At 60.1% G+C, this 20486-nt stretch carries 21 protein-coding genes; all 21 read right to left on the bottom strand.

Going from position 1 to position 20486, the window contains the following annotated elements; translation table 11 throughout:
• Positions 1-4: 4 nt before the first annotated feature.
• Positions 5-2134 (bottom strand): flagellar biosynthesis protein FlhA, encoded by a 2130-nt coding sequence (gene flhA, locus ACWIKB_RS11960; RefSeq protein WP_475266987.1) that lies wholly within the window; start codon positions 2132-2134, stop codon positions 5-7.
• 419 nt (positions 2135-2553) lie between these two features.
• The gene (locus ACWIKB_RS11955) at positions 2554-3219 is read right to left on the bottom strand and encodes a hypothetical protein (RefSeq protein WP_475266986.1); all 666 of its coding nucleotides are present in this window, start codon (positions 3217-3219) and stop codon (positions 2554-2556) included.
• A gap of 220 nt (positions 3220-3439) precedes the next feature.
• Entirely contained in the window at positions 3440-4579 is a 1140-nt protein-coding gene (gene flhB, locus ACWIKB_RS11950; protein ID WP_475266984.1) for a flagellar biosynthesis protein FlhB, read from the bottom strand.
• A 3-nt stretch (positions 4580-4582) separates the two neighbouring features.
• Positions 4583-5365 carry a flagellar biosynthetic protein FliR gene (fliR, locus tag ACWIKB_RS11945; protein ID WP_475266982.1) on the bottom strand — a complete coding sequence of 261 codons (783 nt, stop codon included), beginning with the start codon at positions 5363-5365 and terminating at the stop codon, positions 4583-4585.
• Positions 5366-5368: 3 nt separating this feature from the next.
• Complete coding sequence (gene fliQ, locus ACWIKB_RS11940) at positions 5369-5638, bottom strand: flagellar biosynthesis protein FliQ (protein ID WP_054049350.1); 270 nt, start codon at positions 5636-5638, stop codon at positions 5369-5371.
• Positions 5635-6393, bottom strand: coding sequence for a flagellar type III secretion system pore protein FliP (fliP, locus tag ACWIKB_RS11935; RefSeq protein WP_169371016.1), 759 nt, complete (start codon positions 6391-6393; stop codon positions 5635-5637). The genes fliQ and fliP overlap by 4 nt, the downstream gene beginning before the upstream one ends.
• Complete coding sequence (gene fliO / locus ACWIKB_RS11930; RefSeq protein ID WP_475266979.1) at positions 6393-6839, bottom strand: flagellar biosynthetic protein FliO; 447 nt, start codon at positions 6837-6839, stop codon at positions 6393-6395. The genes fliP and fliO overlap by 1 nt, the downstream gene beginning before the upstream one ends.
• Positions 6840-7298 carry a flagellar motor switch protein FliN gene (fliN, locus tag ACWIKB_RS11925; protein WP_475266978.1) on the bottom strand — a complete coding sequence of 153 codons (459 nt, stop codon included), beginning with the start codon at positions 7296-7298 and terminating at the stop codon, positions 6840-6842.
• Positions 7299-7366: 68 nt separating this feature from the next.
• Positions 7367-8335, bottom strand: coding sequence for a flagellar motor switch protein FliM (gene fliM, locus ACWIKB_RS11920; RefSeq protein ID WP_475266976.1), 969 nt, complete (start codon positions 8333-8335; stop codon positions 7367-7369).
• A gap of 9 nt (positions 8336-8344) precedes the next feature.
• On the bottom strand, positions 8345-8851 hold the full coding sequence (gene fliL / locus ACWIKB_RS11915; protein WP_475266974.1) for a flagellar basal body-associated protein FliL: 507 nt from the start codon (positions 8849-8851) through the stop codon (positions 8345-8347).
• A gap of 219 nt (positions 8852-9070) precedes the next feature.
• Positions 9071-10426: a flagellar hook-length control protein FliK gene (locus ACWIKB_RS11910; RefSeq protein ID WP_475266972.1), complete on the bottom strand. Its 1356-nt coding sequence runs from the start codon at positions 10424-10426 to the stop codon at positions 9071-9073.
• Between the two features lie 105 nt (positions 10427-10531).
• Positions 10532-10879 carry an Hpt domain-containing protein gene (locus ACWIKB_RS11905; RefSeq protein ID WP_475266970.1) on the bottom strand — a complete coding sequence of 116 codons (348 nt, stop codon included), beginning with the start codon at positions 10877-10879 and terminating at the stop codon, positions 10532-10534.
• A gap of 31 nt (positions 10880-10910) precedes the next feature.
• Complete coding sequence (locus ACWIKB_RS11900) at positions 10911-12617, bottom strand: SpoIIE family protein phosphatase (protein WP_475266968.1); 1707 nt, start codon at positions 12615-12617, stop codon at positions 10911-10913.
• 5 nt (positions 12618-12622) lie between these two features.
• Positions 12623-12928 (bottom strand): STAS domain-containing protein, encoded by a 306-nt coding sequence (locus ACWIKB_RS11895; RefSeq protein WP_475266966.1) that lies wholly within the window; start codon positions 12926-12928, stop codon positions 12623-12625.
• Between the two features lie 166 nt (positions 12929-13094).
• Positions 13095-13544: a flagellar export protein FliJ gene (fliJ, locus tag ACWIKB_RS11890; protein ID WP_475266964.1), complete on the bottom strand. Its 450-nt coding sequence runs from the start codon at positions 13542-13544 to the stop codon at positions 13095-13097.
• Between the two features lie 6 nt (positions 13545-13550).
• A complete protein-coding gene (gene fliI, locus ACWIKB_RS11885) occupies positions 13551-14909 on the bottom strand; it encodes a flagellar protein export ATPase FliI (RefSeq protein ID WP_475266962.1) in 1359 nt (452 codons plus the stop codon).
• Positions 14899-15717, bottom strand: coding sequence for a flagellar assembly protein FliH (gene fliH / locus ACWIKB_RS11880; protein WP_475266960.1), 819 nt, complete (start codon positions 15715-15717; stop codon positions 14899-14901). Before fliH ends, fliI begins: the two co-directional genes overlap by 11 nt.
• Before the next feature lie 7 nt (positions 15718-15724).
• Positions 15725-16744: a flagellar motor switch protein FliG gene (gene fliG / locus ACWIKB_RS11875; protein ID WP_003184041.1), complete on the bottom strand. Its 1020-nt coding sequence runs from the start codon at positions 16742-16744 to the stop codon at positions 15725-15727.
• Positions 16737-18524, bottom strand: a complete 1788-nt coding sequence (gene fliF / locus ACWIKB_RS11870; protein WP_475266959.1) for a flagellar basal-body MS-ring/collar protein FliF — start codon at positions 18522-18524, stop codon at positions 16737-16739. Before fliF ends, fliG begins: the two co-directional genes overlap by 8 nt.
• Positions 18525-18539: 15 nt before the next feature.
• Positions 18540-18869: a flagellar hook-basal body complex protein FliE gene (gene fliE, locus ACWIKB_RS11865; protein WP_054049322.1), complete on the bottom strand. Its 330-nt coding sequence runs from the start codon at positions 18867-18869 to the stop codon at positions 18540-18542.
• A 228-nt stretch (positions 18870-19097) separates the two neighbouring features.
• Entirely contained in the window at positions 19098-20483 is a 1386-nt protein-coding gene (locus tag ACWIKB_RS11860; RefSeq protein WP_475266957.1) for a sigma-54-dependent transcriptional regulator, read from the bottom strand.
• Positions 20484-20486 lie beyond the last annotated feature (3 nt).

The raw sequence follows: 20486 nt of genomic DNA, 5'->3' as shown, positions 1-20486 counted from the left end.
TACCTCAGCCGTTGGGCCCTACTGTCGCAACGATGGTCACTTGCTTGTTGTCAGGAATTTCCTGATACGCCAACACGTGCAAACCCGGGACTGCCAGCCTGCCGAAGCGCGACAACATCGCGCGAACCGGACCGGCTACCAGCAGAATCACCGGTTGACCTTGCATCTCTTGACGCTGCGCCGCTTCGATCAACGAACGTTGCAGCTTCTCTGCCATGCTTGGCTCCAGCAGAACGCCCTCTTCCGAGCCTTGTCCTGCCTTCTGAAGACTATTGAGCAATATTTGTTCCAACCTTGGTTCCAAGGTGATAACTGGCAGCTCCGACTCAGTCCCTACAATGCTTTGGACGATTGCGCGGCTTACACCAACGCGAACCGCGGCCACCAGAGCGGCAGTATCTTGACTCTTGGCGGCATTGTTGGCGATGGCCTCGGCAATGCTGCGAATGTCGCGTACTGGCACCTGTTCGGCGAGCAACGCCTGCAAGACCTTGAGCAGTTGCGACAGCGAAACCACACCCGGTACCAGCTCTTCAGCCAGTTTCGGCGAGCTTTTGGCCAGCAATTGCATGAGTTGCTGCACTTCCTCGTGACCAATCAGCTCACTGGAGTGCTTGTACAGAATCTGGTTCAAGTGGGTCGCCACTACCGTACTGGCATCGACCACGGTGTAGCCGAGGGACTGAGCCTGGGCGCGCTGGCTGATTTCGATCCAGACCGCCTCCAGGCCAAAAGCCGGATCTTTGGCGGTAATGCCGTTGAGCGTACCGTAGACCTGTCCCGGGTTGATCGCCAGTTCGCGATCCGGGTAAATCTCGGCTTCGGCGAGGATCACGCCCATCAGGGTCAGGCGATAAGCGCTGGGCGCCAGGTCGAGGTTGTCACGAATGTGCACAGTCGGCATCAGGAAGCCCAGATCCTGGGACAGCTTCTTGCGCACGCCCTTGATCCGCGCGAGCAACTGACCACCCTGGTTGCGATCCACCAGCGGAATCAGGCGATAGCCCACTTCCAGGCCGATCATGTCGATTGGGGTCACGTCATCCCAGCCAAGCTCCTTGGTTTCCTGGGCGCGGGCCGGGGATGGCAGCAGCTCTTGTTGACGCTTGACCTCTTGCAGGGCCTGGACCTTGACCACGTTCTGCTTCTTCCAGAACAGGTACGCGCCGCCAGCCGCCAGGGCCGCCATGCTGAGAAAGGAGAAGTGCGGCATGCCGGGCACCAGGCCCATGACTGCCATCAAACCTGCGGCCACCGCCAACGCTTTCGGCGAGGCGAACATCTGGCGACCGATCTGCTTACCCATGTCTTCCGAGCCGGAAGCACGAGTCACCATGATTGCGGCCGCTGTGGATAACAACAGTGATGGCAATTGCGCCACCAAACCGTCACCGATGGTCAACAGCGCGTAAACCTTACCGGCGTCGCCAAAACTCATGCCGTGCTGGAAGATACCGACCGCCATACCGCCGATCAGGTTGATGAACAGAATCAGCAGGCCGGCGATGGCGTCACCGCGCACGAACTTACTGGCACCATCCATGGAACCGTAGAACTCGGCTTCCTGGGCGACTTCCATCCGGCGCAATTTGGCTTGGTTCTGATCGATCAGGCCGGCGTTGAGGTCGGCGTCGATGGCCATCTGTTTGCCGGGCATCGCATCGAGGGTGAAGCGCGCGCTCACCTCGGAAATCCGCCCGGCGCCCTTGGTCACCACGACGAAGTTGATGATCATCAAAATCGCGAAGACCACGATACCGACCACGTAGTTACCGCCGATCACCACCTCACCGAAGGCCTGAATCACCTTACCGGCGGCGGCATGCCCTTCTTGACCGTGGAGCATCACCACTCGCGTGGAGGCCACGTTCAGCGCCAGGCGCATCAACGTCGCCACCAGCAAAATGGTCGGGAACACCGCGAAATCCAGCGGACGCAAAGCGTAGACGCAGACCAGCAGCACGACGATGGACAAGGCGATGTTGAACGTGAAGAACACGTCCAGCAGGAACGGCGGCACTGGCAACATCATCATGGCCAGCATGACCAGCAGCAACAGCGGCACACCCAGATTGCCCCGACTCAAGTCGGCGACGTTTGTGCGAGCACTGTTGAGTAACTGAGAGCGATCCACCGGTTTTCCCCGTTCCTTTAAAGCAAACTTTTGACGCCTGAAGCAGACGCAGAGCGGCTACTGCAAGAAGCCTTCCAACTTTTGCCGGGTTCTGAATGATCGTTCCCACGCTCTGCGTGGGAATGCAGCCCGGGACGCTCTGCGTCCCATCAAAAGCCGAACGCAGAGCGTCCAAAGAGGCATTCCCACGCAGAGCGTGGGAGCGATCTTAATGATCTTAAAATAGAGATTTATGCAGGCCTGAAAGATCAAAAGATCGCAGCCTTCGGTAGCTCCTACAGGGATTGCGCGCTGCCCGCGATGTTGCGGTGCAAACCCGTCCCGTAGGAGCTGCCGAAGGCTGCGATCTTTTGCTTTTAAACATCTCCAGCCACTTACTCGCCCTACACAACCCGCTCCCACAGGTTAAAGCCCGCCAATCACCCTGCCGTCAGAATCTGCTCGGGCGAGATAGGCCCAAAACTGAGCTCGCGGGCCTTCATGTACCGCATCCCCCTGAACATCTGAATGCCGTCTACCTCAACGAGATCCTCATGGGCATACATAAGCGCCACCACAGAGAAGGGCGCCAACACTTCATCCGTCTTCGAATGCCCCTCCATCAGATTGAGCGCCCATTGAAAGCTGACGGTCGGCAGATCTGCGATTTCAATCTGCCGCGCCGGGTCTTCCCATCGAAAGTACGCCCGCGCGGTGATTCGCAACGCTCCGTTTACGAAAGCAAATTCGGGCTTTCCATAACGGTGATCCATGTCGCCGCTTGACCAATCATCCATGTAGTTCTCGGTTCGCGTGAAGATGTCGCAAAGTGCCTTGCTGCTATGAATGTTTCCCGCCGCGCCAGAGAAATAGTCATAGGAATAGTGATAGGCCAACCCATTCAACTCTGGCCGAATGGCATTGATCGGGCTGTCCAGGTAACGCGCAATGTACACATTCGCCATCTGCACAAAGTGCGTGAAGTCCAGGGTCATGTCGAAGGTGACTGAATAGCCAATAGCCCGCTCTGCGCGATTTTCCTCCAGCCGCCCCGCAACAAACTTCAACTCCATGCCTTGAAGCTTTCTGTATTCAACTGCTGCCATGATCAATCTCCCAGCCTTGATGGATGTCGACTAATGACATCCCTCAAGAGGAGAGCCGTCTACTGTCAGAACTAACAGGTACGATGGCTTTTCGGACAGGCGGGAGGTTGTTGGAAGGTCAATCGATCGCAGCCTCGTTGCACTCGACAACCCCTACAGGGGATCGCATCTCATATGGGAGCTGTGTAGGAGCTGTCGAGTGCAACGAGGCTGCGATCCTTTAAGAATCGCGACGCAAATCCGGCGGGATCGGCAGGTCGTCCTTGAGCGGATCCGGGCGCTTGCCCTTGCCGGCGCGGTGCTGGCGGATCTGGTAGACGTAGGCCAACACCTGGGCAACCGCCAGGTACAGGCCGCCCGGGATTTCCTGGTCGAGTTCGGTGGAGTAATAGATCGAACGCGCCAGGGCTGGCGATTCGAGCAGCAGCACCTCGTTGGCCACGGCGATTTCGCGGATTTTCAAGGCCAGGAAGTCACTGCCCTTGGCGATCAGCATCGGCGCACCGCCCTTCTCCGGGTCGTACTTGAGCGCCACGGCGTAGTGCGTCGGGTTGGTGATGACCACGTCGGCATCGGGGATCGCCGCCATCATCCGGCGCTGGGACATATCGCGCTGCAACTGACGAATCCGCTGTTTGACCTCCGGCCGACCCTCCTGATCCTTGTGCTCGTCGCGCACTTCCTGCTTGGTCATCAGCAGCTTTTTATGGCTTTCCCACAACTGCACCGGCACGTCGACCGCAGCGATGATGATCAGCCCGCACGCCATCCACAACGTGCTCCAGCCCACCACTTGCAGGCTGTGAATGATCGCCATTTCCAGCGGTTCGTGGGCAATGCGCTGCAAGTCGTCGATGTCCGAGGACAACACCGCCAGCGCGACAAACAGGACAATGATGAACTTGGCGAACGCTTTGAGCAGCTCCATCAGGGCTTTGGTGGAAAACATCCGCTTGAGGCCACTGAGCGGGTTCATGCGGCTGAACTTCGGCGCCATGGAGCCGAACGCAAAGAGCCAACCCCCGAGAGAAATAGGGCCGATGATCGCCGCCAGTACCAGCGAGATCATGATCGGCTGAATCGCCCACAAACCGATTTGCCCGGAGTGCAGCAAGTAACGGGTCATGGAGCTCTGATCCATGATCACTTCCCGCGGCAGGGAGAAGTTGATGCGCATCAACTCCATCATGTCCTGAGCCAGGGCACCGCCGAAAATCAACAGCGCGCTGGCACCGACGAGCATGATCGCCAGGGTGTTGAGTTCCTTGGAGCGCGCCACTTCGCCTTTGTCGCGAGAGTCTTTCTTGCGCTTGTCTGTGGGGTCTTCTGTTTTGTCTTGACCGCTTTCGCTCTCAGCCATGACTCAGCGCGCCTGTGCCAGTTCGCGTAAAAACTGCAAGGCCTCGACGGCCATGGGTTGATACTGGTTGAGAATATCCCCCAGGCTGACCCAGAGGATGAACATCCCGAGCACCAGCGTCAGCGGAAAACCGATGGAAAAGATGTTCAGTTGCGGTGCCGCCCGGGTCATCACGCCAAATGCGATGTTGACCACCAGCAACGCCGTGATCGCCGGCAATACCAGCAATAGCGCCGCCCCCAGCACCCAGCCGAGCTTGCCGGCCAGTTCCCAGAAATGATTGACCATGAACCCGCTACCGACCGGCAGCGTGGTGAAGCTTTCGGTGAGCACTTCGAAGACCACCAGGTGGCCGTTCATCCCCAGGAACATCAGCGTCACCAGCATGGTGAAGAACTGCCCGATCACCGCCACCGACACGCCGTTGGTGGGGTCGACCATGGACGCGAAGCCCATGCCCATCTGGATCGCGACAATCTGCCCGGCAACAACGAACGCCTGGAAGAATAACTGCAAGGAGAAGCCCAGCACCGCGCCGATGATGATTTGCTCGCCGATCAGCAGGAGACCGCTGAGGTCCAGCGGATTGACCGGTGGCATCGGCGGCAAGGCCGGCGTGATGACGACTGTTATCGCCAGGGCGAAGTACGCCCGCACACGCCGGGGCACCAGGGTTGTACCAAAAATCGGCATGACCATCAGCATCGTACCGACGCGAAACAGCGGCAACATGAACGTCGCCACCCAAGTGCTGATCTGGGTATCAGTCAGTTGCAGCAGTGACATGGCTTAGCCGATGACCATAGGAATGCTGCCGTACAACCGCTGGATGTATTCCATGAAGGTCTGTACCAGCCACGGGCCGGCGACGATCAGCGTCACCAGCATCACCAACAGGCGCGGCAGGAAGCTCAAGGTCTGTTCGTTGATCTGGGTCGCCGCCTGGAACATTGCGACCAACAGGCCCACCAGCAGGCTCGGAATCACCAGCACCGCGACCATCATCGTGGTCAACCACAGCGCATCCCGGAAGATGTCTACGGCGACTTCTGGCGTCATGGCGAAACACCTCCGAAACTGCTGGCCAATGTACCTATGATCAACGCCCAGCCATCCACCAGCACGAACAGCATGATCTTGAACGGCAGGGAAATGATCAACGGCGACAGCATCATCATGCCCATGGCCATCAGCACACTGGCCACGACCAGGTCGATGATCAGGAACGGAATGAAGATCATGAAGCCGATCTGGAACGCGGTTTTAAGCTCCGAAGTCACGAACGCCGGCACGAGGATGGTCAACGGCGCCTGATCCGGGGTGGCGATATCAGTGCGCTTGGACAGGCGCATGAACAGCTCCAGATCGCTGGTGCGGGTCTGGGCGAGCATGAAGTCCTTGATCGGCACTTGCGCCTTTAGCACGGCGTCCTGGGCGGTGAGCTTCTCCGCCAGGTACGGTTGCAAGGCATCGTTGTTCACCCGATCAAATACCGGCGCCATGATGAACATGGTCAGAAACAGCGCCATGCCAGTCAGGATCTGGTTCGACGGGGTTTGCTGCAGGCCCAGGGCCTGACGCAGGATCGAAAAGACAATGATGATCCGGGTGAAACTGGTCATCAGCATGACGAACGCCGGGATAAAGCTCAGCGCCGTCATGATCAGCAGGATTTGCAGGCTGACCGAGTATTCCTGTGCACCCTGCGCATTGGTGCCCAGGGTGATTGCCGGGATCGACAACGGATCGGCGGCGAACGCCAGCGGCGCCGCCAGCATCAGGGCCAGCGTCAAGACGATGCGTAGCGCACCCATTACTTCTTATCCTTCTGATCCTTGCCCAACAACTCCATCAGGCGCTGGGCAAACTCCGGGGTCGTTTTTTCAGTCGCACTCGGCACGTGCACCGGCTCCTTGAGCACATGCAACGCGGTGATGGTGCCAGGACTGAGGCCGAGCAGAATCTGCTCGTTGCCGACCTGCACCAGCATCAACCGGTCGCGAGGCCCCAAAGCGCGGGAACCGATGATCTCGATCACCTGCCCTTTGCCGGCGGGCCCGGCCTGCTGCACCCGGCGCAATAACCAGGCGAGGAAGAAGATCAACCCCAGCACCAGCAACAGGCCGAACACCAATTGCGTCAATTGCCCGGCCACGCCGTTGTTGACCACCGGCGCAGCCGTCGCCGCAGCCGTCGCGACCGGCTCGGCCGCCAGCACGCTGAATGGCAGCGCCAGCAACAACCCCAGAACCTTTTTCACTTAGCGCAGCTTCTTGATGCGTTCGCTTGGGCTGATCACGTCGGTCAGGCGAATGCCGAACTTCTCGTTGACCACAACCACTTCGCCGTGGGCGATGAGCGTGCCGTTGACCAGCACGTCCAGCGGCTCACCGGCCAGACGATCGAGCTCGATCACCGAACCCTGGTTGAGTTGCAGCAGGTTACGGATGTTGATGTCGGTGCTGCCGACTTCCATGGAAATCGACACCGGAATGTCGAGGATCACGTCCAGGTTCGGACCGTCGAGGGTCACCGGGTCGTTGTTTTTCGGCACACTGCCGAATTCTTCCATCTGCAGACGGTTGGACGCCGAGCCACCGGTATCAGCGGCCAGCAAAGCATCGATATCGTCCTGGCCGGCATCACCGGTTTCTTCCAGTGCAGCAGCCCATTCATCAGCCAGTGCCTGGTCGTCCTGGGCGTTCATATCGTCGTTCATCATGTGTCCTCGGCGTGCAACTCTTCAATCAGAAGCAGTCATTTGGCAAATAGGGGTTGGAGCGCCGGTCAACGGCGCTCGATCGGTTCGATCACTTGCAACGCGAGGTTGCCTTTGTGCGAACCCATCTTGACCTTGAACGCAGGCACGCCGTTGGCGCGCATGATCATTTCTTCCGGCATCTCGACCGGGATAATGTCTCCCGGCTGCATGTGCAGGATGTCGCGCAGGCGCAACTGACGACGGGCAACGGTAGCGCCAATCGGCACGTCCACGTCCAAAACGTCCTGGCGCAGGGCGTTGATCCAGCGCTCGTCCTGGTCGTCGAGGTCCGACTGGAAACCGGCGTCGAGCATTTCGCGCACCGGCTCGATCATCGAGTACGGCATGGTCACGTGCAGGTCGCCGCCACCGCCATCGAGTTCGATGTGGAACGTAGACACCACAATCGCTTCGCTCGGGCCGACGATGTTGGCCATGGCCGGGTTCACTTCCGAGTTGATGTACTCGAAGTTCACTTCCATGATCGCCTGCCAGGCTTCTTTCAAATCGACGAAGGCCTGCTCCAGCACCATGCGCACCACACGCAACTCGGTCGGGGTGAATTCACGCCCTTCGATCTTCGCGTGACGGCCATCGCCGCCGAAGAAGTTGTCCACCAGTTTGAACACCAGTTTGGCGTCGAGGATGAACAACGCGGTGCCGCGCAACGGCTTGATCTTGACCAGGTTGAGACTGGTCGGCACGTACAGCGAGTGCACGTATTCGCCGAACTTCATCACCTGCACACCGCCGACGGCAACGTCCGCCGAGCGGCGCAGCATGTTGAACATGCTGATGCGGGTGTAGCGGGCGAAACGCTCGTTGATCATTTCCAGGGTCGGCATGCGTCCGCGGACGATCCGATCCTGGCTGGTCAGGTCGTAACTTTTGACGCTGCCGGGTTCGGAAGCGGTATCGGTCTGTACCAGACCATCGTCGACGCCATGCAACAGCGCATCGATCTCATCCTGGGACAGCAGGTCCTGCACGGCCATGTCGTGTTCCTACTGCAGTACGAAATTAGTGAAAAGCAACTGTTCGATCACCACTTTGCCGAGCTCTTTCTGCGCCACTTCCTGCACGCTGGCGGTGGCCTTCTGACGCAACATCTCTTGGCCAACCGGCGTCGCGAGGGTAGCGAAATCCTGGCCCGAGAACAGCATGACGAGGTTATTGCGGATGACCGGCATGTGCACCTTGAGCGCCTCCAGATCGGCCTGGTTGCGGCCCAGCATGGTGATGCTCACCTGCATGTAGCGCTGACGACCGTTCTGGTTGTAGTTGGCGACGAAGGCCGGAGCCATGGGCTCGAAAATCGCCGGTTGCTTGCCGGTCGGGGCCGTTTCAGCCGCGACGGCAGGTTTGCTCTGGGCACTGTGCATGAAGTACCAGGTGGCCCCCACGGACAAACCGATCGCCAGCAGCACCGCCACCACGATCGCAATGATCAGCTTGAGTTTGCCTTTGGTTGCAGGGTCTTTTACCGCTGCTGCTGCTTCGCTCTTCGCCATGCCAATAATCCGTCACTATTCAGGTTTTCACAGTCGCACGGCAAGGCAAGAGCAAGTGTTATGCCAGAAGTGTCGGGGAAGGAGTCGAGGGAACGATCACAGGAGTTGAAGTAGTGGGGAATTAATGTAGGAGCGAGGCTTGCCCGCGAAGAAGCCGCAGCGGTTTATCGGTTAAAACGCATCACCGTTCTTCGCGGGCAAGCCTCGCTCCTACAGGGGTCAGGCGTAATAGTCGACGGCGCTGGAGCCGATGACGCTGGTGGTGCTGGCGGCTACTTCGGCAACGCTCGGCACAATCTCATCGTCCATGGCGTCCACCCGACCACCGCTGGCGCTGGTACGACCGCCCTGCCCCTGGCCTTGACCCTGCCAGCCACGGGACTGGTCGGATACGTTGACATCGACCTGGCCCATGCCCTGCTGCGCGAACATGTCCCGCAAACGATGCATTTGCCCGTCCAGTGCTTCGCGAACGCTGGGGTGAGCGCTCATGAACGTCACTTGGGTCTGCTGATCCGGCACCATGTTCACCCGAATATCCAGGCGCCCCAGTTCAGCCGGCTGCAATTGAATGTCGGCCGCCTTGAGATTGGCGCTCGACAGGTACATAACCCGGTTCACCACTTCCTCGGTCCAACCACTTTGATGCATGGCAATCGGCTGATTGACCGGCAGCGCATTAGCGGTTTTCGGCGTGGCAGCCTGGGTCAATGCCGCCAGACGACTGGCGAAATCATCAACACGGGTATCGCTGCTGGAGGACGTCAGGTCCTTGAGCCCTTCATTGATCAAACCACTGAATGCTTTGTCACCGCCCTGACTGGTGCTGTTCTTGTCGGCTTGCACGTCGAGCATGGTCGCCATGCCTGCGGCAAAGTTCTGCGCCGAGGTCAGATCGCCATCAGCGGAGGCCTGGGCGGGGGTCGCTTTGGGTTGAGCCTGGCTTGTGGCGGAAACGTGACCGCTTTGCTCCATGGCCATGCGCAAGGCTGGCAGCGCATCAAGGGGATCGGCCTCTGGATCGAAATCCGTGTCAGTGGTCGCGGCGACCTGGACCGGTGCGGCGGCCACAGCGGCGGCAATCGGCGCCTCGACTTGCGGTTGCGCGATAGCCACCGCGGGCGGCGCCTCTGGTGCCGGCGCGGGCGCCACCGGTTGAACGGCTTGCATCAGGGCTGGGTCCAGCGTCGGGTCAACCGGCGGAGTATCGACGGCGACCGGCGTATCGGCAGTATCGGCATCGCTATCGCTGGCGCTCTTGTCATCCGCTGAAGACGACGCCGGTTTGTCGGCGGGCAAGGATTTGCCGCTATCGGCAACGGCCTGGTCCGCAGCGGCAGGCTTATCCTGACTCACGTCCTTTTTGGCGGGGCTGTCCGGGGTCTTGTCCCGAGCCGGTTTGAGCGGCGCGTCAGCCAATACAGCAGGCTTTTTCTGAGCCTGATTGGCGAAGACATTGGCGAAGCTGGAGGCCTTATCCCCAGGCTCAGCGGCCACCACCGGGGTATTGGCAGGGACGGCTGGAGGCTTGGCCTTTGCAGTGGCCTGAAGAAGCGAGTTGGGGGTAACGGGCATGACGCGGTCTCCGCTGCACTGGGATCGTTTGTACAGTTGATCTAAGTATCTGCAAAGGTCGAGCCAGGTTTGCTCAATAGGCACATGTAGCGCCGGACGGTCGAGTTACTCCGCCAGGGAACGCTGACGCTCCGCTTCGTACAGCGGACGGACGATGGCGAATTCACCGTCAATTTCCCCGACCAGTTTTTCGATACCGGCGAGGCTTTTTTGCTTGGCGCGTTGCTCCAGCTCATTGCAAAGCTCGGCCAGGCGAATAGCCCCCATGTTGCTGCTGCTGCCCTTGAAACTATGGGCGGCATTCATGAGTTGCGCGGCATCTTCTGCCTTTCGCAGAACGCGCAAACGCTCTTCGGAGTCGGCGATGAAGGTATCCAGCAAGACCGGATACTCGTCCTCCATCACTTCCTGCAACGCACTCAGTACGTCGCGATCCAGATGTGTGTCAGCCACTTGTTCACTCCTTGATCAAGAATTCGCGGGATTATGCCAGAGCCTCCCAATAAAACTCCACGTGCGCACTACGACCATCGTCTGACCAGCTCGCCTTGCGGCTCAACTGGCGGATCAAACTGACACCGCGCCCGGACAGACGGACGCCGTCCACGGGCTGGGCCATCAATCGCGCCACATCAAAACCCTTGCCGCTGTCATCAACCCGAATCGTCAGGCAACCGCCCTCGCCCTTTGGCGTCACCTGCAAATGCAAGCGCACATAGCCGTCCTGCAGTTGATCGAGACGAGTGTTGCGTTCCTGGTAATAGCGCGCAAAACCTGAAGCATCGCGTTTGAGGCTGGAGTCCAGCCCCAGCACACCATGCTCCAGGGCATTGGAATACAGCTCGGCCAGAACACTATACAACGCGCCGCTTTGCGCTCGCAGCCCATGGACTTCAAGCAGCAATTGCAACAGATATGGCAGCGGGTTGAAGCGCTTGAGGGTGGCGGCGCGAAACTCGAAACTCACCGACCAGTCCAGCGGGCAGGATTGACCGCTATCGGAATACACCAGCGCCGGCGGGCTCAATTGCGCCGCGTCCAGCAGCCTGACTTCGACCATGCTCACATCGTCCCGGGCCTCGCCACGGAAGTCGCGCAGGGCTTGCTCGATCTCTTCGAACAGCGCATCCGGCTGGCGGTTGGCGGTAAACACCTGCTCCAGACGCTCCACGCCAAACAATTGCTCGCTGGCATCACAGGTGTCGATCACCCCGTCGGACAACACGAACACCCGATCGCCGACCGCCATCGGAAACACTTCCGTGCGATCGTCAAACGTTTGCGGGCTCAATACCCCCAGGGGCAAATGCCGTGCTGTCAGCGGTGTGCGCTCGCCAGTGGCGTTGCTGTGCAGGTACCCGTCCGGCATCCCGCCATTCCAGACTTCCACCGAACGACGCTGGAAGCTCAGGCACAGCAGGGTCGCGCAGCAGAACATGTCCACCGGCAAGATGCGCTTGAGCTTGGCATTCATCTCTCGCAGGGTTTCGGACAAACCGTAGCCCTTGGCGGTCATGCCGTAGAACACTTCTGCCAGGGGCATCGCGCCAACGGCGGCCGGCAAGCCATGGCCGGTGAAATCGCCCAGTAGCACATGCATGTCGCCGGCCGGGGTAAACGCAGCCAGCAACAGATCACCATTGAACAGTGCATAGGGAGATTGCAGGTAACGGATGTTCGGCGCATTCAGGCAGCCGGAGTGAGCCACCTTGTCGAACACAGCCTTGGCCACACGCTGTTCGTTGAGCAAATAGTCGTGGTGCCTGGCGATCTGGTCACGCTGCTCGAGCACGGTGGCCTGCAAGCGCCGCAAACGGTCCATCGCCTTGATCTTGGCGCCGAGGATTACCTGGTTGTAGGGTTTTGCCAGAAAGTCGTCACCGCCAGCCTCCAGACAACGGGCCAGGGCTTCGCTTTCGGTCAGCGACGTCAGGAAGATGATTGGCACCAAGGTTTCGCCAGCCAGCGCCTTGATCTGCTGCGCCGCCTCGAAACCATCCATCACCGGCATCATCGCGTCCATCAACACCAGTTGCGGGCGCTGCTGACGGAATGCTTCGACCGCCTCGGCACCGTTGCCGGCCGTCAGTACTTCATGACCCTGACGCCGGACGATACTCGACAGCAGCATACGATCGGCCGCACTGTCTTCGGCGATCAGGATCGTCAGCGGTTCAAACAACGATTGCATGGCGATTACGCCACGTCGAAGATTTGTTCAAAGTTGGAGATCGCCAGTATCTTGCGAACATCGGCGTTGGCGTTGGTCAACGTGATCTCGGCATTCTCGCCACCGGCGTGATCACGCAGCAGCAACAACATGCCGAGCGCCGAACTGTCGAGGTAAGTGGCGTCCTTCAGGTTGACTTCGAAGGACTCGGGTTTTGGCTGAAGATTTTCGTAGGACTCGCGAAATTCCTGATGCTTGGCAAAATCGAATCGTCCTCTGATCGAAATCGTCAGCTTTTGCCCATCTTGGGAGACTTCTGTAACGACTGACATTTAACGGCTTCCTTGTCATTGGCGAACATGCGTGTACAAGGTTTAGCACCTGCCGGGGGCGGGGGCAAGGCGGGAAGTGTCTGTGAATCGACACATTCTCGGTGAATGTGAGGGCCTCTTCGCGAGCAAGCTCGCTACCACAAGGGATCTGCGTGGCTGATCTGACTTAATAAGGATCCTGACGCGGCAACCGCTGGGACAATTCATCCAGCAACTTCTGTTCACGCCGATCTTCAAGCTTGCGTGCTTCGTCCATGTATCGCTGGACCAACTTACGCAAACCTTCAACCCGGGCAAATGCCTCCTGCCAGGACTCGCGCGCCTTGTTCAGGTTGTTTTGGTGCCAGACCAGGCTCTGTCGCTGCTGATCGATGGCCGTGCCCAGTTGCGCCAGGAAGCCTTGATAACCCAGCAGCCACTGGCCGGAAACACCACTGCTGCCGCGCACGATCCATTGTTCCTGGTAATCAAGGCGAAAGGCTTCAAGGTCGGCGAGTTTGCTTTCAGCCAGACGAACCTGACCCTGAAAGTGCCCCAGACGCTGGACCGCGGCTTTCTCGGCCTTTTCGGCCATTTCCACCACCGGTGCCAGACGCCCTGCGCGACTCTGGGCCATGGCCGGTTAACCGCCGGCCGCAGGGGCGAAGATCGTACCGAGGTAGGCTTCGCTCTCGCCCAGGCTGATGCTGTCGTTCAGGCCCTGGCGCAGGTAGCGGACCAATTGTGGCTGCAGCGAGATTGCCAGGTCGGTTTCCCGATCGCCGCCGGCCACGTAGGCACCGACGCTGATCAAGTCGCGACTCTGCTGGTAACGCGACCACAACTGCTTGAAATACTGGGCACGCATCATGTGTTCCGGCGTGACCACCGACGGCATGACCCGGCTGATGGAGGCTTCGATGTCGATGGCCGGGTAATGCCCCTCCTCGGCCAGGCGCCGGGACAATACGATGTGCCCGTCGAGCACCCCTCGCGCAGCATCGGCGATCGGGTCCTGCTGGTCATCGCCTTCGGACAGAACGGTGTAGAACGCGGTGATCGAACCGCCGCCCTTCTCGGCGTTACCGGCCCGCTCCACCAGTTTCGGCAACTTGGCGAACACCGAGGGCGGATAACCCTTGGTCGCTGGCGGCTCGCCGATGGCCAAGGCGATTTCCCGCTGGGCCTGGGCGAAACGGGTCAGCGAATCCATGAGCAACAGGACGTTCTTGCCCTTGTCGCGAAAATACTCAGCGATGCGCGTGCAATACATCGCGGCGCGCAGGCGCATCAGCGGCGCATCGTCCGCCGGCGAGGCGACGACGACTGAACGCTTGAGCCCTTCTTCACCGAGGATGTGCTCGATGAACTCTTTAACTTCGCGACCCCGCTCACCGATAAGTCCGACCACGATAATGTCGGCCTCGGTAAAGCGGGTCATCATGCCCAGCAGCACCGACTTACCGACACCAGTACCGGCGAACAGGCCGAGACGCTGGCCGCGACCGACCGTCAACAAACCATTAATGCAGCGAATTCCCACGTCCAGCGGTTCGCTGATGGGATGGCGCTTGAGCGGGTTGATCGTCGGGCCGTCCATCGGCACCCAGTCTTCAGCTTTCATCCCGCCCTTGCCGTCGAGCGCGCGGCCAGCGCCATCGAGCACCCGACCGAGCATGCTCATGCCCATCGGCAAGCGCCCGGTATCGGCCATCGGCACCACACGCGCACCCGGCGCAATGCCGGCGACGCTGCCGACCGGCATCAGGAAGACTTTACTGCCAGAGAAGCCCATAACCTCGGCTTCGACCTGCACCGGATGGTAACTGTCGTCATTGATGACCATGCAGCGACTGCCCATGGCGGCGCGCAAGCCTTCGGCTTCAAGGGTCAGGCCGACCATGCGCAGCAGGCGACCTTCAAGGATCGGTGCGCCCGCCAGTTCCGTGGCCTCGGCATAGCCGCCCAGGCGCTTGGCGAAACTGGTGCGGTCAAGGCGCATCGGGGGTGTCCAACTCTGGCGGCAACTCCGATTCTGGCGCGGCCGCAGGCTTGGCTTCGGTGGGCAGTTCAAGGCTCATGTCCGGCTCGGCCGGGTGCAGGGCTTGTTCATGCAACTGATCGAACAGCTTATCCATGACCCGGGCAACGCGGGTTTCGACGGTGGCGTCGATGCGACTGTGTTCGGTTTCAACCCGGCAACCGCCGGGCAACAGCGCCTCGTCCTCGACGATGCGCCAGGTTTCTTCATGGCGCTCGCGCAGGGCTTTGACCTGTTCGAAATCCTGGGGATTGATGTACAGCCGCACATTGCCCACGCCCAGCGGCAACAGCTTGAGAGCTTCGCGCATGACGCTTTCGATCTGCGTGGAGTCGATGGCCAGTTCGCGCTGAATCACCTGTTTGGTGATGTGCTGCACGAGGTCGACCAGCGACTTTTCGATCTGCGAATCTTGCTCGGCGATGGGCTCGAACAGGTGCCCCATCAGTTGTTCCAGGCTGGCGATCTTGGCGGCCAGGGCCACGTCGGCTTCCTGGCGGACCTTAAGCGTGGTGCTGTGGAAACCTTCTTTCTCGCCCGTGGCGAAGCCTTCGTTATAGGCCTCCTGACGGATGCTTTCGAGTTCTTCGAGGGTCAGTGGCTGGACTTCTTCCAGCGGCACTTCTTCCATTTCCGGCGGTTCGGGCTCGGGTTCCGGCTCGGGCTCGGGCACATGCGGGTCGAAGCTGGGCAACGACCACACGTCGAAACCACTGACCCCGGTGCCACGGATCAGGTCGGTGTTGGACTCATCATGTTTGGACGACATAGTGACCTTAGATCATCTCTTCGCCGCCCTTCCCGCCGAGAACGATTTCTCCGGCTTCGGCCATACGGCGGGCAATGGTGAGGATTTCTTTCTGCGCGGTTTCCACGTCGCTGACACGCACCGGGCCTTTGGCCTCGAGGTCGTCGCGCAACAGTTCGGCCGCTCGTTTGGACATGTTCTTGAAGATCTTTTCCTTGACGCCTTCGTCCGAACCCTTGAGGGCCAGCACCAGCACGTCGGAAGACACTTCGCGCAGCAACGCCTGGATGCCGCGGTCGTCGACATCGGACAAGTTGTTGAACACGAACATGAGGTCTTCGATCTGACCGGACAGGTCTTCGTCGACTTCGCGGATCGAGTCCATCAGTTGACCTTCGATCGAGCTGTCGAGGAAGTTCATGATGTCGGCCGCACGCTTGATGCCACCCAGGGTGGTGCGCGAGGCATTCGAGTTGCCGGAGAACTGCTTCTCGAGAATCTGGTTGAGTTCTTTCAGGGCCGCTGGCTGCACGGTGTTCAACGACGAGACGCGCAGGATGATGTCCAGACGCACCTTGTGGTCGAAGTTGCCCAGCACTTCGCCGGCCTGATCCGGGTCGAGGTACGCCACGACGATCGCCTGGATCTGCGGGTGCTCGTAACGGATCACGTCGGCGACGGCGCGCGGTTCCATCCACTTCAGGCTGTCGAGGCCGCTGGTGTTGCCGCCCAACAGGATGCGGTCGATCAGGCCGTTGGCCTTGTCTTCGCCCAGGGCCTGAGTGAGCATTTTGCGCACGTAGTCGTCGGAGCCGACGCCCAGGCTGGTCTGGTCGCCGACGATGTCGACGAACTCGCTCATCACCTGCTCGACCTGCTCACGGTGCACGTTACCCATTTGCGCCATGGCCACACCCACACGCTGGACCTCTTTAGGCCCCATGTGGCGCAGCACTTGGGCGGCGTCAGTCGAACCCAGGGACAGCAGCAGAATCGCGGCTTTATCGACCCGGGACAGTTTGGCGACAGCGGCTCGGTTATCACTCATCTGCGTTAATCCACTCTTTCACGACCTGGGCCACACGACCCGGATCTTCTGCCACCAAACTTTTGATTGCATTCAACTGTGCGTCATAGCCTTCGCTCGGGCTCGGCAGCAGGATGCTTTGCGGACCGCCGAGGCTGACGCGGTCGTTGGCCAGTTCGCCGTCCAGGCCGCCCATGCCACCCAACTCGACGTCGCTGCCCAGGCCAGCAAGCTGTTTGCCTTTGCCGCCACCGGTGATGTTGTTGAGCACCGGACGCAGCACGCCGAACACCAGCACCAGGATGAACAACACACCCAGCACTTGTTTGACGATGTCCCAGAACCAAGGCTGCGAGTAGAACGGAATATCGGCAATCACTTCGCCGCGCTCGGCGGAGAACGGCATGTTGATCACGCTGACGCTGTCGCCACGGCTGGCGTCGAAACCGACGGCGTCCTGGACCAGGCGAGTGAAGCGCGCCAATTCGTCGGCGCTCCATGGCGCACGAGTCGTTTCGCCGTTGGCCGCGTTGATCTTGACCTGGTCATCTACCACCACAGACACCGACAGGCGATTCAAACGGCCCTGTTGCTGTTTGGTGTGGCTGATGGAGCGATCAAGCTCGAAGTTCTTGGTGGATTGTTGACGCTTGTCTGCCGGGTAAGGTGCAAGCATAGGCTGGCCGGTGGCCGGGTCCATGATTTGCTGACCATTGGCATCCAGCAACGGCTGACCTGGCTGCACCATGCCGGCCGACGCAGTAGCGCCACCGGTGGTTTGCGGCGCCGAGGCTGGCGACGGCGGCTGGTTGCTCAGGGCACCCGGCACGCCTTGCGGGCCATTGCTGGCGGTACGTTGTTCAGAAGTCGATTGCTCGCTGCGCAGCGCCGGTTGGTCCGGGTTGAACTGCTCGGAGGTCGACTCGATGGCACTGAAATCCACGTCGGCCGAGACTTCGGCTTTATAGCGGTCGTTGCCCAGCACCGGTTGCAGGATGTTGTGCACGCGCTGGGTCAGCATGCTTTCCATGCGGCGGCTGTAATCGAATTGCTTGCCGGCCATGGTCAGTTCGGAGTTCTCCGCCTGATCGGACAGCAGGTTGCCCTTCTGGTCGACGACGGTGATCTGCGACTTGCTGAGTTCGGGAACGCTGGTGGCGACCAGGTTGATGATCGCCAATACCTGGCCTGGCTCCAGGGAGCGGCCGGAATACAGTTCAACCAGGATCGACGCACTTGGCTTGCGCTCATCACGCACGAACACCGAGCTTTTCGGAATCGCCAGGTGCACACGGGCACCCTTGACGTTGTTCAGGCTGGAAATGGTGCGAGCCAGTTCGCCTTCGAGGCCGCGACGATAACGGGTCGCCTCCATGAACTGGCTGGTCCCCAGGCCCTGGTCCTTGTCGAGGATTTCAAAACCGATGTTGCCGTCGCTGGGAGTGACACCAGCCGCTGCGAGCTTGAGCCGCGCACGGGACACATCATCGGCCTTGACCAGCAAGGCACCGGAGTTGGGTTCAACGGTGTAAGGAATGTCAGCGGCGGCCAGGGTTTCCATGACCTGCTTGGCGTCCATACCGGCAAGACTGCCGTACAGAGGCCGGTAGTCCGGCTGCTGCGACCACAACACTACGGCAAAGCCAATCGCCACGCTTGCAGCCAGGCCGACCAACAGGCCCACCTGACGCAACATGGTCATCTCGGAGAGGTTTTCCAGGAAGGACAACCCGAACAGCGGCGGTTTGCCGTCTATTGGAGTGGCCTTGGCCGGAACATTATCGGCGACTGCTTCTGCCATGACTCAATCTCGTCCTTAAACCGGCATCTGCATGATGTCTTGGTAAGCCTGAACCAGCTTGTTACGCACTTGGGTCAACGCCTGGAAAGACACGCTGGCCTTCTGCGAGGAAATCATCACATCCGTCAGATCAACGCCGCTCTTGCCAATTTCAAAGGCACTGGACAGCTGATTCGACGCCTGCTGGGTGTCGTTCACTTTATTGACGGCCTGACCGAGCATGTCGGCAAAGCTGCTGCCACCCAGTTCGGGAACAGCGGCAGTCGATTTTGGCGCAGACATGGCATCCATTTGCATGGAACGCATGTCCAACATCAATCGATTAAATTCAATACCTTGGCTCATGGTCTACTCTCTCTGGCGACCCGCAATTTTTTGACACTCACTCGGCGGGTACTGAGGTGTTAGCAACAAGGGTGCCAGCTCCGTGGCATTGCTTCACAAAAGCCGTCCGGGCCGTGAATCACTGCAAAACCATTGTGGGGGCGGGCTTGCCCGCGAAGAGGGAGTGTCAGTCGACATTTGTGTACCTGACACACCGCCTTCGCGAGCAAGCCCGCTCCCACAGTTGGATCAGGTAGCAAACAAATACGCTTCCACATCCATTCCGGCATCGCGCATTTGCGCCAGCTTGTAGCGCAAGGTGCGAGGGCTGATACCCAGGCGCTCGGCAGCCTCTTTGCGACGGCCGCGCTCGGCGCGCAAGGTGTCGATGATCATTTGGAATTCATGACGGCGCAGGTCGTCGCCCAGGGCGCTGGCCGATTCAGCCTCGACCTCCACGACCCGCACAGGCGCGGTGGCCAATATCGGCAACGGCGCACAAGCGACCGGCCCCGACAGGCAGAAATCCTGCGGCTGAATCAAACCGCCCTGCTGCAGAATCAGCGCGCGCTGGATCGCGTTATCCAGCTCGCGAACATTGCCCGGCCACGGATAACCGATCAGACACGCCTGCGCCTCGGGCGAGAGTCTGGCCGCCGCATGCTTCATTTTATTGACGTGTTTGGTCAGCAGGCGCTCAGCCAGCGGCAGGATGTCGGCGGTTCGCTCGCGCAGCGGACGCCAGGCGAGTGGAAAAACTGACAGCCGATAGTAAAGGTCTTCACGAAAACGCCCCGCCGCCACTTCGCCCGCCAAGTCACGGTTGGTGGTGGCCACGACCCGGATATCTAGGGTGATCGGTTTGCGCGCGCCAACGCGCTCGACTTCCCGCTCCTGCAACACGCGCAGCAACTTGGCCTGCAGGCCCATGGGCATTTCGGAAATCTCGTCGAGCAAGATGGTCCCGCCATCGGCCTGTTCAAACTTGCCGGCCTGGGCCGCGATGGCCCCCGTGAACGAGCCTTTCTCGTGACCGAACAGCGTGGCCTCAAGCATGTTGTCGGGGATCGCCGCGCAGTTGATCGCGATGAACGGCTGGCTGGCGCGATGGGAGTGCTGATGAATGTAGCGCGCCAACACTTCCTTGCCGGTGCCGGACTCGCCGGAAATCAACACGGTCGAATCACTGCGCGCAACTCGCGCCGCCAGCTCCAGCAATTGCGCACTGGCCGGTTCGAAGGCAATCGGCCCCTCGCCGTCGGTGGCGCCAAGACTGCCTAAGGCATGACGCGCCACCAGGTCGAGCAAGGCCTTTGGCTCGAACGGCTTGACCAGATAATCCGCCGCGCCCTGGCGCATGGCATCGACTGCCCGCTCCACGGCGCCGTGCGCCGTCATCAGCAGCACCGGCAATTGCGGCTGACGAGCCCGCAGCAACCCGAGCAATTGGTGCCCGTCCATGCCCGGCATGTTGACGTCACTCACGACCAGATTGAACGCCTCGACGCCGACTGCCGCCAATGCCTCCTCTGCCGAGCCGACGGCCTTGAAGTCATGCCCCGCGAGCAGCAGCGTATCCGCCAGTGCCTCCCGCAGCGAGCGATCATCCTCGACCAATAAAACCTTGATTGCCATGTC

It is taken from the genome of Pseudomonas sp. 5Vm1k (genome assembly GCF_056161485.1).
Note: the sequence above shows the minus strand (reverse complement) of the source record. Positions and strands in the feature narration are given on the sequence as shown.

Excerpts from the sequence above, each read along its gene's own strand:
- ACWIKB_RS11955 (WP_475266986.1), bottom strand. The coding sequence starts at position 3,219 with ATGGCAGCAGTTGAATACAGAAAGCTTCAAGGCATGGAGTTGAAGTTT.
- flhB (WP_475266984.1), bottom strand. The coding sequence starts at position 4,579 with ATGGCTGAGAGCGAAAGCGGTCAAGACAAAACAGAAGACCCCACAGAC.
- fliR (WP_475266982.1), bottom strand. The coding sequence starts at position 5,365 with ATGTCACTGCTGCAACTGACTGATACCCAGATCAGCACTTGGGTGGCG.
- fliQ (WP_054049350.1), bottom strand. The coding sequence starts at position 5,638 with ATGACGCCAGAAGTCGCCGTAGACATCTTCCGGGATGCGCTGTGGTTG.
- fliP (WP_169371016.1), bottom strand. The coding sequence starts at position 6,393 with ATGGGTGCGCTACGCATCGTCTTGACGCTGGCCCTGATGCTGGCGGCG.
- fliN (WP_475266978.1), bottom strand. The coding sequence starts at position 7,298 with ATGAACGACGATATGAACGCCCAGGACGACCAGGCACTGGCTGATGAA.
- fliM (WP_475266976.1), bottom strand. The coding sequence starts at position 8,335 with ATGGCCGTGCAGGACCTGCTGTCCCAGGATGAGATCGATGCGCTGTTG.
- fliL (WP_475266974.1), bottom strand. The coding sequence starts at position 8,851 with ATGGCGAAGAGCGAAGCAGCAGCAGCGGTAAAAGACCCTGCAACCAAA.
- ACWIKB_RS11910 (WP_475266972.1), bottom strand. The coding sequence starts at position 10,426 with ATGCCCGTTACCCCCAACTCGCTTCTTCAGGCCACTGCAAAGGCCAAG.
- ACWIKB_RS11900 (WP_475266968.1), bottom strand. The coding sequence starts at position 12,617 with ATGCAATCGTTGTTTGAACCGCTGACGATCCTGATCGCCGAAGACAGT.
- ACWIKB_RS11895 (WP_475266966.1), bottom strand. The coding sequence starts at position 12,928 with ATGTCAGTCGTTACAGAAGTCTCCCAAGATGGGCAAAAGCTGACGATT.
- fliJ (WP_475266964.1), bottom strand. The coding sequence starts at position 13,544 with ATGGCCCAGAGTCGCGCAGGGCGTCTGGCACCGGTGGTGGAAATGGCC.
- fliI (WP_475266962.1), bottom strand. The coding sequence starts at position 14,909 with ATGCGCCTTGACCGCACCAGTTTCGCCAAGCGCCTGGGCGGCTATGCC.
- fliH (WP_475266960.1), bottom strand. The coding sequence starts at position 15,717 with ATGTCGTCCAAACATGATGAGTCCAACACCGACCTGATCCGTGGCACC.
- fliG (WP_003184041.1), bottom strand. The coding sequence starts at position 16,744 with ATGAGTGATAACCGAGCCGCTGTCGCCAAACTGTCCCGGGTCGATAAA.
- fliF (WP_475266959.1), bottom strand. The coding sequence starts at position 18,524 with ATGGCAGAAGCAGTCGCCGATAATGTTCCGGCCAAGGCCACTCCAATA.
- fliE (WP_054049322.1), bottom strand. The coding sequence starts at position 18,869 with ATGAGCCAAGGTATTGAATTTAATCGATTGATGTTGGACATGCGTTCC.
- ACWIKB_RS11860 (WP_475266957.1), bottom strand. The coding sequence starts at position 20,483 with ATGGCAATCAAGGTTTTATTGGTCGAGGATGATCGCTCGCTGCGGGAG.